Below are 13121 nucleotides of genomic sequence, written 5' to 3' on the forward strand. Positions count from 1 at the left end.
CGAACTCAGCAGTGAAACGATGCATCGCCGATGGTAGTGTGGGGTTTCCCCATGTGAGAGTAGGTCATCGTCAAGATTAAATTCCAGAATCCCTGTCTGCTCACGCAGACAGGGATTTTGTTTTTGTGGCTGAAAAAGAGCGTGCACGCCATCTCTACGCTGGACACTCCTTACCCCGTCCCCGCACGCATTTCAGCGTCTATGCAATTAACAAAGCTCATCCCCTACACACGCTCAAAGGTACGGTTGTTCAGTTAGTGCAACAACGCCATGACGGCCACTTTGCACCTTGCACTGACGTCCCTGCGCAATGGTAAGGTTCGCCTTTGGTTTTTGCCTTCCTCTAAGGATGCCGTCATGCCGGTTGCTACGTCCCTCAATGCGGGTTTTATGGTGGTTCACGGTAACCGTCTTGATGAGCTGCGCAGCTTGGTCGTCAGTTGGATGCGCATGTATCCTTTGGCTCCTTTAGAGAACGAAATTGCTCTTGTCCAAAGCAATGGCATCGCTCAGTGGTTGAAGCTGGCTTTGGCCGAAGATGCACAGGCTGATGATTTGGGCGGCTGCGGCATTGCGGCCGCGATAGATGTTCAACTGCCTGGGACCTTTCTGTGGCAGTTGTATCGACTGGTGCTAGGCAGCGAGGAGATCCCTGCCAAATCGTTGCTCGATAAAGCGCCACTGACCTGGCGACTGATGCGCCTGTTACCCGCACTCATCGACCAACCCCATTTCGAACCTCTGCAGCGTTTTTTGACGCATGACACCGATTTGCGTAAACGCTATCAACTGTCAGAACGCCTGGCAGACCTGTTCGACCAATATCAGGTGTATCGCGCTGACTGGCTGGAAGATTGGGCAGCCGGGCGCCATCAATTACGAAATGCGCGAGGCGAAACGCTGCCCTTGAGCACCGCCAATTGTTGGCAAGCAGAGCTATGGCGCGCCTTGCTACTGGATGTCGGGCAAGAGGGTATGGCTCAAAGCCGTGCCGGTGTTCATCAGCGCTTCATTGAAAAGATACACAGTCTCGAACAAGCGCCACCAGGTCTTCCTGCCAGGGTTATTGTGTTTGGCATTTCTTCACTTCCGGCGCAAGCCCTGGAAGCGCTGGCAGGCCTTGCGCGCTTCAGTCAGGTGTTGCTGTGTGTACATAACCCTTGTCGCCATCATTGGTCTGACATCGTTGCCGACAAAGATCTGCTGCGGCATCAGTACAAACGCCAAGCGCGTAAAGCCGGAATGCCTACCGCGTTGGACGTAGACATCCTGCATCAACACGCCCACCCGCTATTGGCAGCGTGGGGCAAACAGGGCCGCGACTACATCAACCTGCTCGACAGCTTTGATGATCCCAACAGCTACCGATCTGCGTTCCGCGATGGCCGCATCGATCTGTTCAGTGAAGTCGCCCCGCTTAACCTGCTCAACCAATTGCAGGACGACATCCTTGAGCTTCGCCCGTTAAGCGAAACCCGTGAGTGTTGGCCTGCAGTGGATTTGGAAAAAGACCAATCCATCCGTTTCCACATTGCGCACAGTGCTCAGCGAGAAGTTGAAATCCTCCACGATCAACTGCTTGCACGTTTTAGCGAAAACCCTGATCTCCATCCACGTGATGTGATTGTGATGGTCCCGGATGTTGACAGTTACGCCCCTCATATTCGCGCCGTCTTCGGGCAAGTCGATCGCGATGACCGTCGCTTCATCCCGTTCACCCTGGCTGACCAAGGCCAGCGTGGGCGTGATCCGCTGTTGATCGCGGTCGAGCATTTGCTAAAACTGCCGGACAGCCGGTTTCCGGTCAGCGAGATTCTTGACCTGCTTGACGTACCCGCCTTGCGCGCGCGTTTCAACGTACAAGAACGCGATTTGCCCACCTTGCACCGATGGATTGAAGGGGCGGGTATTCGCTGGGGATTGAATGCCGAACAGCGCGCAGGTCTTGGCTTGCCGCCGCACCTTGAACAAAACAGTTGGCGTTTTGGTCTGCGCCGCATGCTGCTGGGGTATGCAGTGGGCAGCGGTGAAGGTTGCGACGGCATTGAACCCTATGACGAAATCGGGGGGCTGGATGCGGTCTTGATTGGCCCGCTGGTGGCCCTGTTGGATGCGCTTGAGATTGCACATCAGGAACTGTCGCAACCGGCTATGCCGCATCAATGGGGCGAACGCCTACAAGCGTTAATGCAGCTGTTTTTCAAGGCCGAAACCGATCACGACGACTACCTGTTGGCCCAGCTTGAAGCGCTGCGCGAAGGCTGGCTGGAGACCTGCGAACTGGTCGGGCTGCAAGATGCGTTACCCCTGACCGTCGTGCGTGAAGCCTGGCTGACCGGACTCGACCAAGGCAAACTTTCTCAGCGCTTCCTGGCCGGGGCAGTCAACTTCTGCACCTTGATGCCAATGCGGGCCATCCCATTCAAACTCGTCTGTTTGTTGGGCATGAACGATGGCGACTACCCGCGCGCGCAACCGCCGCTGGATTTTGACTTGATGGGCAGCGATTACCGCCCGGGAGACCGCTCTCGCCGGGAAGATGACCGGTACCTACTGCTCGAAGCATTACTTTCTGCCCGCGATCAACTCTATATCAGTTGGGTAGGACGCAGTATCCGGGATAACAGTGAGCGTCCCGCGTGCGTGTTGATTGGCCAATTGCGTGATCACCTTGCCAGCGGCTGGAAGCTCCCTGAAGGTGAGGATTTGCTGGCAGCCCTGACCCAGGAGCATCCGCTTCAGCCCTTCAGCACCCGCTATTTTCATCAAGGCGACCCCAAACTGTTCAGCTATGCCCGTGAGTGGCAGCAGCTTCATGAGCCGCAAAGCGAAGTGCCCGAGCCCATCCGATTGTCGGCGCATGTACAAGAAGAACCGATCAATCTGACTCAGATGCAAGACTTTTTGCGTAACCCTGTGCGGCACTTCTTCAGCCAGCGTTTGAAGGTTTTCTTTGAGGCCGCTGAAGTGCCATTGGCTGACGAGGAGCCCTTTGTTCTCGATGCATTGGAACGTTACACCCTAAGTGACAGTTTGCTTGAGGCCGCGCTCGCACAACCAGATCAACTCGAAAAAGCGCTGCACGCTCGCGCAACCCGGTTGCAAGGCAGTGGCTTATTGCCCATGGCCGGATTTGGCGAATCACTGCAGCAAGAGCTGATCGAACCGTTGCCTGACGTGTTGCAGCGTTATCAGCAGCTGTTGAGTTTGTGGCCAACACCTCTTAACAGCGCTGTGCCAGTCAGGTTTGAAGAATATGGCCTGGTGCTTGAAGGCTGGTTGGCCAGCCTGCATCAGCGCAGTGACAACGGCTTACTCTCCATTACGACAATTCCTAATAGTATTGGCGCAGTTAAAACCCGCAAATGGCATCGCTTGACGCGCCCGTGGATTAATCACTTGGTGGCCTGTGCTGCGGGTTTAAAGATGTCTACCGCATTGGTAGCAAGCGATGACACCTTGATGCTTGAGCCCCTTGATGCGAAGCAGGCCGCCGAGATCCTTGGCAACGTGCTGATGGCTTGGCAGGCAGGCATGAGCCGCCCGCTACCGGTCGCGGTTAAAACAGCCTTCGCGTGGCTGGGCCAAAACGATCCTGCCAAAGCCGCAGCCGCCGCCCAAAAAACCTATGAAGGCGACGGCCAGACCAGCGAAGGTGAGCGGCGTGAAAGCGCTGCGCTGGTCCGGCAGTTTCCGGACTACGCAGCCTTGATGGCCGCAGAAGAATTTGAAGAGTGGTGCGATGCGCTTTACCGGCCGTTGTTCGACGCGCCTTGGCGCTCCTTGACCGGCGAGGAGACCCGCTAATGAATGAACTCGACCGCCCTTTGGCACTGGCTTTCCCGTTACGCGGCAGTCAACTGATTGAAGCCAGCGCAGGCACAGGCAAAACTTTCACCATCTCTGCGCTGTACCTGCGTCTGATTCTCGGCCACGGTGCTCAGGAAACCGGCTTTGGCCGAGAACTGCTGCCACCGCAAATCCTCGTGGTCACTTTTACCGATGCGGCGACCAAGGAATTACGCGACCGTATTCGTACGCGTCTTGCTGAAGCAGCGCGCTTCTTTCGCGAAGAAACCGAAGCACCCGATGCACTGGTCGCACAATTGCGCGAAGAGTTCGAACCTGAACAGTGGGCAGGTTGCGCGGGGCGGTTGGACATCGCCGCGCAGTGGATGGATGAAGCGGCCGTATCAACTATTCATAGTTGGTGCCAGCGCATGCTGCGCGAGCACGCGTTTGACAGCGGCAGCCTGTTCACCCAAACCCTTGAGACCGACCACAGCGACTTGCTGGGCGAGGTGCTGCGTGATTATTGGCGACTGTTTTGCTACCCGATGCAGGGCGATCCGCTCAATTGGGTGCGCGCAAATTGGAGCGGTCCGGCAGCCCTGTTGCCACGGGTACGGGCCTTGTTTGGCAATTCGCGGCCCGCAGAAAACCCCGATCAAACGCCATCCGAAATAATTGAGGCGTGCCTGCTCGAGCGGCGTCAGGTGTTAACCGAGTTAAAAGCACCGTGGCTGCAATGGGCCCAAGAATTGCGCGATATTTGCCTGCAGGGTGTGGCCGATAAAACCGTCGACGGTCGGAAAATGCAGGCGCGTTACTTTGAACCCTGGTTCGAGAAACTTTCCGCTTGGGCGTCAGACGTGTCATTGGAGCAACTGGATCTCGGTACAGGGTTCACACGGCTGACCCCTGAAGGGATGGCTGAAGCCTGGAAAAAGGGTGAGCCGCCCCGGCATCCAGCCCTTGAAGCCATGGGCGAGCTCAAGGCTGCTCTGGATGCGTTGCCAAGTCCTGATGCGGCAGTGCTGGAGCATGCAGCGCGTTGGGTGAGCGAGCGTTTTGAAGAAGAAAAGCGCCGACGTGCCGAGATGGGGTTTGATGACATGCTCATTCGCCTCGACACAGCCTTGCAGGCGCAGGGCGGGGAGCGTCTGGCCATCCTGATTCGTGAGCAATTCCCGGTCGCGCTGATTGACGAATTCCAAGACACCGACCCGGTGCAATATCGCATTTTTGAAACCATTTACCGGATCGAGGCCAACAGCCCGGAGACCGGCCTGTTCCTGATCGGTGACCCGAAACAAGCGATCTACGCGTTCCGCGGTGCAGATATTTACACCTATTTACGTGCCCGCCATGCCACGCGCGGGCGCTTGCATACGCTGGGCACCAACTTCCGCTCCAGCCATGCCATGGTCAACGCGGTAAACCATGTTTTCGAGCGAGCGGAACAGCGGGACGCAGGACGTGGGGCATTTCTGTTTCGTGATGGGGATGAAAACCCTGTGCCTTTTGTCTCGGTTAAATCCCAGGGCCGTAAAGAGGTGTTGCTCCAGCAAGGTCAACCCGTCACGGCGATGAACCTGTGGTTGTTGCCATCTGAACAACCTATTTCAGGGGCGGTGTATCGACAGCAAATGGCGGCTGTCTGCGCAGGTCAGATTGTGGAGTTGCTCAATGGAGGGCAACAAGGTCGCTGCGGTTTTGCCAGAGAGGGTGAGGAGCTGCGCGGCGTACTGCCGGCCGACATTGCCATATTGGTGCGCGACGGTAAGGAAGCTCAGGCGGTTCGTGGTGAATTGTCAGCACGAGGGGTACGAAGTGTTTACCTCTCCGACAAGGATTCGGTGTACGCGGCCCAGGAAGCTCATGACATATTGGCATGGCTCAAAGCGTGTGCCGAACCTGACGTCGAACGTCCTCTGCGCGCAGCGCTTGCCTGCATCACTCTGGACTTGCCGCTGATTGAGTTAGAGCGGCTGAATCAGGACGAATTGGCGTGGGAATCACGCGTGATGCAATTCCGTGGTTACCGTGAAATCTGGCGCAAACAAGGGGTGTTGGCCATGCTGCGCCGTTTGCTGCACGACTTCAAATTGCCTCAGGCGTTGATGGCGCGCACAGACGGTGAACGCGTTCTGACCAACCTGCTGCACTTGTCGGAATTGCTTCAGCAAGCCTCGGCAGAACTGGATGGCGAGCAAGCGTTGATCCGGCACCTGAGTGAGCACCTTGCGTTGTCCGGACAGACCGGAGAAGAGCAAATCCTGCGCCTTGAGAGCGATGAACAACTGGTCAAAGTAGTGACCATTCACAAATCCAAGGGTTTGGAATACCCACTGGTGTTCCTGCCTTTTATTTGCTCGACCAAGCCTGTGGATGGCAGCCGTTTGCCCTTACATTTCCACGACGCTGAGGGGCACGCGCACGTCAGCCTCAAACCCACGCCCGAGTTGATCGCCCGGGCCGACGATGAGCGCCTGGCCGAAGACCTGCGCTTGCTCTATGTCGCGTTGACGCGTGCGCGGCATGCTTGCTGGCTCGGCGTAGCCGATCTCAAGCGCGGTAACAACAATCGCTCGGTGTTGCATGCTTCGGCTTTGGGGTATTTGCTCGGTGGCGGCGGGTTACTTACCGAATCACCAGACTTGGAACGTTGGCTGGCGGATCTGCAACACGATTGTGCGGCGATTGACTACGCGCCCGTACCGGCCACCAGCGAAGCGCAGTTTTTCCCGCCACTCAATCAGGCGACGCTGCTTAAACCGCGGATCCCTGCACGCCGCGCATCTGAAAACTGGTGGATTGCGTCCTACAGCGCATTGCGCATTGGTGACAGCCTGAGCCCAGCCGAAGCGCCGGAAAGTGCTTTGGCACAAAAGCTTTCGGATGACGAGCGGCTGGATCCTGACGCTCCGCGTGACGTGTTACTCAGTGGTGGAGATATTCACCGTTTTCCTCGTGGGCCGAATCCGGGGACGTTCTTGCACGGCTTGCTCGAATGGGCTGGCGGTGAGGGTTTTAAGGCCCAGCCTTCAATGGTCGAAGATGCAGTCGCACGCCGTTGCAATCGGCGAGGTTGGGAAGGCTGGATCGATACCCTCGGCGAGTGGCTGGTGCACCTGCAAGATGAACCGTTGCGGCTGAATAATGGTCAGCCGGCTGTCGTCTTGAGCGAGTTGACTCAATATCAGATTGAAATGGAATTCTGGTTCGCCAGTCATAAGGTCGATGTGTTGCAGCTGGATCAATGGGTGCGTCAACACACCCACGGCGGGGCTGCGCGGGCCGCGGCGGAGCCGAGCGTGCTTAACGGGATGTTCAAGGGGTTTATCGACCTGACATTCGAACACGCAGGGCGCTATTACGTGGTCGATTACAAATCCAACTGGCTAGGACCTGACGACTCGGCCTACACCGACTCGGCCATGACCGCCTCCATTCTGGACAACCGCTACGACCTGCAATACGTGCTTTACCTGTTGGCCCTGCACCGCCAACTCAAGGCGCGCTTGGCGGACTACGACTACGACCGGCACATGGGTGGGGCGTTATATCTGTTTTTACGTGGTACACGTTCTCAAAGTCAGGGCGTTTTTTTCACCCGGCCGCCCAGATATCTGATTGAAAGCCTGGACGTGATGTTCCAGGGCAAGGCACCGCCCACTGCGGTTGAACCCGCATGGGAACAGGGAGTGTTGTTATGAGTCGTTCGTTTGCCGACCTGTTGCCGAAGCCATTGACGGCAGAGAGCCTCGCGCTCCTTCAGCCATTAACCCACGCTGAGGATTTATTGCTGCTGCTGGACCGCTGGGTCGAACGGGGCTGGCTGCGGGCGCTGGATAAAGCGTTTGTCGCTTTTCTGCATGAGCGCGCACCGCACGGCGATCCGCTGGTGTTATTGGCCGCTGCATTGACCAGTCATCAACTTGGGCACGGCCACGTCTGTCTGGACCTGTTCGAAACCCTTCAGGCGCCTGACTTCGCGTTGTCCTTGCCGCCCGAGGGGGATGTGCAGACCGGTGCAATGCTGTTGCCTTCGCAGTTGCTTGAGGCGCTGAAGGGCGAAGCCTGGTGCATGGCGTTACAAACCAGCCCACTGGTCGAATACGCAGGATGTGACTCGGCGGATGCTGCCAGCCGACCATTAGTGTTAAGCGAGCACCGCTTGTACTTGCGGCGTTATTGGGCGTATGAGCGACGTATCGACAACGCGTTGCGTCAACGTCTGACCTTGTCCGAAGTTACGCCTGACGACTTGCCTGCGCGCTTAAGTGCTTTATTCGGCAGCCCACAGGCGAATGCGCTGATTGACTGGCAAAAGTTGGCGTGTGCGCTGGCGACCCGAAGCGCGTTCAGCATCGTCACTGGCGGCCCCGGTACCGGCAAAACCACCACCGTTGTACGTTTGTTGGCCCTGCTACAGGCTCCCGCCGTGGAAGCCGGTGCGCCTTTGCGTATCCGCCTCGCCGCACCCACGGGGAAAGCGGCGGCGCGATTGACGGAATCCATCAGCCTGCAGGTCAAATCACTGGAAGTGGATGACGTCCTCCGGCAAAAAATCCCCAGTGATGTGACCACTGTTCACCGACTGCTCGGCAGCCGTCCCGGAACGCGACACTTCCGTCATCACGCGGGCAATCGTCTGCCGCTGGACGTACTGGTGGTCGACGAAGCCTCCATGATTGACCTGGAAATGATGGCCAACGTTCTGGATGCGCTCCCTGACCATGCGCGATTGGTACTGCTAGGCGACAAGGATCAATTGGCCTCGGTAGAGGCGGGTGCTGTGCTCGGGGATTTGTGTCGCGATGCCGAAGCCGGTTGGTACACCCCGCAAACCCGCGCATGGCTGGAGCATGTCAGCGGCGAGAATTTGGCCGGCAGTGGTTTGCAGCAGGACCTGGATGGCTCGCATCCGTTGGCCCAACAAGTGGTAATGCTGCGTCATTCACGGCGGTTCGGTGAGGGCAGCGGAATCGGGCAGCTTTCGCGCTTGGTCAATCAGCAGTGTGCACAGGAGGCCCGTGCGCTTTTGTCTTCAGGCGCTTACGCCGACCTGTCAGCGCTGGCGCTCAAGGGAGAGCAGGACAAGCACTTCGAGCGTCTGGTGCTGGAAGGGCGAGGGAGTGAGGCTAAAGGCTATCGTCATTATCTGGAGGTATTGCGCGACCAACGCCCTGCCTCCGGCGCGCCGCTCGAAGACCCTTGCTGGGCAGCGTGGGCGGGCGACGTTTTGGCTGCTTTTGAGGCGTTTCAAGTGCTCTGCGCGGTACGAAAAGGACCTTGGGGCGTTGAGGGATTGAACGAGCGCATCACCCGCGCGCTATATGCCCGAAAACTGATTGAAAGCGATCAGCACTGGTACGAAGGCCGACCAGTTCTGATGACCCGCAACGACTACGGCCTTGGGTTGATGAACGGGGACATTGGCATCGCCCTGAAACTCCCGGAGCGCGACGGCCACACCGAGCGGCACGTGCTGCGCGTGGCTTTTGCGCGTAACGACGGGCAGGGCGGCATCCGCTTTGTATTGCCCAGTCGTCTGAATGACGTGGAAACGGTGTATGCCATGACTGTGCATAAGTCCCAGGGGTCGGAGTTTTCTCACACGGCGCTGGTGCTCCCGGAGGCGCTCAACCCGGTGTTGACCAAAGAGCTGATTTACACAGGCATCACGCGGGCGAAACACTGGTTCAGCTTGGTCGAGCCACGTGCGGGCGTTTTCGAGGGCGCGGTGTTGCGCAAAGTGAAGCGCCTCAGTGGGTTGATGTTAGGGCTGGGATAACGCAAGCGTGTGCCTTGTATAGACTGACGGCGTGAGTAAAGGGCTGCGGTGGGGCAGTGGGTGAAACGTGACGTGTATCACAGACGCTACATTGCCTGTGCTATCGTTGCGGCATCATTCCTACAAAGTTCACAGAGTATTCCTGCATGGACGTGGCTGCCTCATCTTCAGAGCAGCGTGGCAGAGGGTGGCAATTCTGGCTCCCACTTTGCCTGTTTCTGATGAGCACTCCCTGCTTTGCCCAACCTGAAACGCCGATCAGTCTGGCTGACCAGCGTGCCAAAGCTGTAACACAAGTCGTTCTCGGCATCCTCAGCTATGCGCGCTGGCCCGTTGAGCCAGCCGAGCTGCGCCTGTGCGTGGTCGGCCCGACCGAATACACCGATGACTTGCTCAAGGGCGCGACCCAATCCACGGGGCGGCCTGTGCAGGTCCAGCGCTTGCTGGCGAGTAACCCCGCCATCGTCAGCGACTGCAACGCACTGTATTTGGGAAAACTCACGGACGAGGAGCGCAGCAATCTGTTCCAACGGCTCAATGGCCAGCCGGTGTTGAGCATCAGTGAACGTGATGATCGTTGCACCGTAGGCACCTTGTTCTGTTTGCGCGTGGGCGATGAACAAGTGGCTTTTGAGGTCAACCTCGACTCCGTGGCCCGTAGCGGCGTGCGCATTCACCCCAGTGTGTTGCAATTGTCGCGTCGACGGGCTGCGCAGCCATGAGTGCGCCGAAAAAGACCCAGCACCGTCGCAGCCTGGGCTCGGTGCTGAGCCGTGGGCATTTGGGGCTGGCGCTGGTGGCCGTGACGATGGCCAGCGTGTCGCTGACCATTTTGGGGGTGATTGCGTTAAAGGTTTACGCGGACCACAACTTGCACCTCATCGGCCGCTCCATCAATTACACCGTAGAGGCTGCGGTGGTTTTCGAGGACAGCGCAGCAGCCACCGAAGCGTTGGCGCTGATCGCGTCGACCGAAGCCGTGGCCGACGCCAAGGTGTTTACGGCTGATGGCGAATTACTGGCGCAGTGGCAACGTCCCGAAACTGACCTGCTGTCCAAAGTCGAAATGCTGCTGGCCAACAGCCTGCTGGCGCAACCCGTTACCTTGCCCATCCTGCACCAGGGGCGCGAAGTCGGCACCGTCACCCTCAGCGGCCACGGCGCCAACATGCTGCGCTTCTTGCTCAGCGGCCTGCTCGGTATTCTGGTGTGCACCATCCTCAGCGCCTGGAGTGCGTTGTTTTTGTCGCGACGCTTGCTCAATGGCATTACCGGGCCACTTCGCCAGTTAGCCCATGTCGCCCACGCAGCGCGTCGAGAAAGGGCCTTTGATCAGCGAGTGCCTGAAGCCAGCATTGAGGAACTGAATAATCTGGGCAACGACTTCAATGCTCTGCTCGACGAGCTGGAGTCATGGCAAACCCACCTGAAAAACGAGAATGAAACCCTTGCCCATCAGGCCAGCCACGACTCTTTGACTGACCTGCCCAATCGCGCCTATTTCGAGGCACGTCTGGCGCGCACTGTGCGCAAACTAAAGAAAGTCGACGAAAAAGCGGCCGTGCTGTTCCTCGACAGCGATCGTTTCAAAGGCATCAATGACACCTATGGTCATGCAGCAGGTGATGCCGTGCTGGTCGCCGTCGCCTCACGCATTCGTGCCCAACTGCGTGAAGACGACCTGGTGGCGCGCCTTGGGGGAGATGAATTCGCGATTTTGCTGACCCCGCTGCACACACCTGAAGATGCGCAACGCATTGCTGACAAGATCATTGCCAGCATGCTGGAACCTATCGACCTGCCCGATCAGGTGCGCGTTGTGACCTCGCTCAGTATCGGCATTGCGGTTTACCCCGAACATGGCGCCACCCCGGACTCGCTGCTCAGTGCCGCCGATACGGCGATGTACCGGGCCAAGCGTCTGGACCGGGGCGGACAACACCTTGCGCAAAACGAGCCACTTGCGTCCACCGTCACCCTCAGGAGCTAACACCCCATGCGTGCGTTTACTCAGCGTTACATTCAGTTTTTCGGCTTCGGCCTATTGCTCGCAATGCTGGCGCTGACCGGTTGCCAGACGGCGCCGCAAAAAGGTCTGACCCCGGCGCAAATCGCCGTGCTCAAACAACAGGGCTTTGAACTGACGGAGGAAGGCTGGGCGTTTGGTTTGTCGGGCAAGGTCCTGTTTGGCAGCGACCTTGAAGTGCTCAACGCGCAAAGCCAGGAAATCGTTGAACGTATCGGCAAAGCGCTGCTTGCTGTGGATATTCAGCGCGTGCGGGTAGACGGCCACACGGACGCCTCGGGTCAAGAAGCCTACAACGAACAACTCTCAGTGCGTCGCGCCAACAGTGTGGTCAACGTGCTGGTCCAGGTGGGCATGCGCCCGGAAAATATCCAGGTGCGAGGCCTCGGCAGCCGTGAACCCGTAGCGTCCAATAAAACCCGCGCCGGACGTACTGAAAACCGTCGGGTCGCGATAGTGGTCATCGCGGACTGATCCGATTTCAGGGCGCCACCTGACTCCGAGTTTGTTCGTGATGTCCGCAATCAATTTCTTCAGCGTATTTCGTCAGTCGAGAAACCAAGGGGCATCCAGCACCGGTGGCATTAAGTCAGGGCGAAGCTCCACATTTTCTTTCACGCTCCATTGATTACTCTTTAAATCCCGGCAGTCCTTGAGCCGCGCGCCATTTCTTCACGACGCGTGTCACATCCTCTGCTGATCCGCTGGAGTCAGCTTCAGGATAGTAGATAAGGTCGGTGCCATCTGGATGACCAGTGATCTCGCAGAACTCCTCTAGGAGCACGTCTAATACATCATCCGTTGGTGCTACGTTTTCAGCCAGAATCTTGTGCATGAATGCGATGAATTCGTCTTCGGTAAAGTCGGTGATATCTTTCTTCATTGTCGTGTTATCCGTTCCTGTGGATGTCGATGTGGTGCTTCGGCGTGACGACGTTCAGGTTATCGACATCGTAAACTTTACCGCCCTTGGCTACTTCGTCTGTGTGGTGGAGTTCGAAGGAACTACGTTTTCCTGCACGGTCTCTGTAACCTGCCTTTGGTGCCTTGCCTTGCCTTCTCGCATTCGGTCAACGCTATTGTCTGTGAATTGCTCCACTAATCCAGTACCTGCGACAGCCTTCCAGAGCGCCCGCGTGAAGCTGTCAAAGCTAGCGAAGCTTTTGCCCCGTAGTTGATCGGCAATCTCTGTTGGTATCGGGGCGCCAAGTCCAGAGGTAGCCCCGGCGAGCCAGATACCCGTCACATCTTTCCCCTGTCCTGTAACGGTACCGGGGTCAAGCCGGACATTCATTACGATGTACAGCGGCTGAATGCCAGAGTCTGCCGGGAACACAAGGATGAAGTCTTTGTACTCGGGCGGGTAGATCGGGTTGACGATGATGCTATCCGCTTTCTCAGATGGCGGATAAATCCAGATTTGTGGGGCTTAAGGTGCGCCCTCTAACGCTGGAATACCTAAGGTGTCGGATGGGTCAGGCGGCACCCTCGCGGCTTGGATCGTCACGAAAATCT

Annotated in this window: 8 protein-coding genes and 1 pseudogene; 6 read left to right on the plus strand and 3 right to left on the minus strand. The window is 57.7% G+C overall.

What is annotated here, in order from left to right; genetic code table 11:
* The first annotated feature begins 357 nt into the window (after positions 1-357).
* The 6 genes from recC (at position 358) to HBN68_RS16765 (ending at position 12080) form a co-directional block, all read left to right on the plus strand.
* Complete coding sequence (gene recC / locus HBN68_RS16740; protein WP_169965468.1) at positions 358-3807, plus strand: exodeoxyribonuclease V subunit gamma; 3450 nt, start codon at positions 358-360, stop codon at positions 3805-3807.
* Positions 3807-7499: an exodeoxyribonuclease V subunit beta gene (recB, locus tag HBN68_RS16745; RefSeq protein ID WP_169965466.1), complete on the plus strand. Its 3693-nt coding sequence runs from the start codon at positions 3807-3809 to the stop codon at positions 7497-7499. The genes recC and recB overlap by 1 nt, the downstream gene beginning before the upstream one ends.
* The gene (gene recD / locus HBN68_RS16750; protein ID WP_169965464.1) at positions 7496-9580 is read left to right on the plus strand and encodes an exodeoxyribonuclease V subunit alpha; all 2085 of its coding nucleotides are present in this window, start codon (positions 7496-7498) and stop codon (positions 9578-9580) included. The genes recB and recD overlap by 4 nt, the downstream gene beginning before the upstream one ends.
* A gap of 146 nt (positions 9581-9726) precedes the next feature.
* Positions 9727-10302 (plus strand): YfiR family protein, encoded by a 576-nt coding sequence (locus HBN68_RS16755; protein WP_094995266.1) that lies wholly within the window; start codon positions 9727-9729, stop codon positions 10300-10302.
* On the plus strand, positions 10299-11570 hold the full coding sequence (locus tag HBN68_RS16760) for a diguanylate cyclase (protein WP_169965462.1): 1272 nt from the start codon (positions 10299-10301) through the stop codon (positions 11568-11570). The genes HBN68_RS16755 and HBN68_RS16760 overlap by 4 nt, the downstream gene beginning before the upstream one ends.
* A gap of 6 nt (positions 11571-11576) precedes the next feature.
* A complete protein-coding gene (locus tag HBN68_RS16765) occupies positions 11577-12080 on the plus strand; it encodes an OmpA family protein (protein WP_094995268.1) in 504 nt (167 codons plus the stop codon).
* 154 nt (positions 12081-12234) lie between these two features.
* On the opposite strand, the gene HBN68_RS16770 is transcribed toward HBN68_RS16765, so the two are convergent.
* The 3 genes and pseudogenes from HBN68_RS16770 to HBN68_RS16775 all read right to left on the minus strand — a co-directional run bounded on the left by HBN68_RS16770 (position 12235) and on the right by HBN68_RS16775 (position 13026).
* Positions 12235-12489, minus strand: a complete 255-nt coding sequence (locus HBN68_RS16770; RefSeq protein WP_047295510.1) for a bacteriocin immunity protein — start codon at positions 12487-12489, stop codon at positions 12235-12237.
* A gap of 7 nt (positions 12490-12496) precedes the next feature.
* Positions 12497-12604, minus strand: a pseudogene (locus HBN68_RS22430) (colicin); the annotation flags it as partial.
* A complete protein-coding gene (locus HBN68_RS16775) occupies positions 12580-13026 on the minus strand; it encodes an S-type pyocin domain-containing protein (RefSeq protein ID WP_346010215.1) in 447 nt (148 codons plus the stop codon). The pseudogene HBN68_RS22430 and the gene HBN68_RS16775, both read right to left, overlap by 25 nt.
* Between the last annotated feature and the right edge of the window lie 95 nt (positions 13027-13121).

The sequence above is a fragment of the Pseudomonas sp. WS 5078 genome, assembly GCF_012985745.1.
GTDB classification, from domain to species: domain Bacteria; phylum Pseudomonadota; class Gammaproteobacteria; order Pseudomonadales; family Pseudomonadaceae; genus Aquipseudomonas; species Aquipseudomonas lundensis_A.

Bases quoted from the DNA above. Each gene is read 5' to 3' on its own strand.
- recC (WP_169965468.1), top strand. From the start codon at position 358: ATGCCGGTTGCTACGTCCCTCAATGCGGGTTTTATGGTGGTTCACGGT.
- recB (WP_169965466.1), top strand. From the start codon at position 3,807: ATGAATGAACTCGACCGCCCTTTGGCACTGGCTTTCCCGTTACGCGGC.
- recD (WP_169965464.1), top strand. From the start codon at position 7,496: ATGAGTCGTTCGTTTGCCGACCTGTTGCCGAAGCCATTGACGGCAGAG.
- HBN68_RS16755 (WP_094995266.1), top strand. From the start codon at position 9,727: ATGGACGTGGCTGCCTCATCTTCAGAGCAGCGTGGCAGAGGGTGGCAA.
- HBN68_RS16760 (WP_169965462.1), top strand. From the start codon at position 10,299: ATGAGTGCGCCGAAAAAGACCCAGCACCGTCGCAGCCTGGGCTCGGTG.
- HBN68_RS16765 (WP_094995268.1), top strand. From the start codon at position 11,577: ATGCGTGCGTTTACTCAGCGTTACATTCAGTTTTTCGGCTTCGGCCTA.
- HBN68_RS16770 (WP_047295510.1), bottom strand. From the start codon at position 12,489: ATGAAGAAAGATATCACCGACTTTACCGAAGACGAATTCATCGCATTC.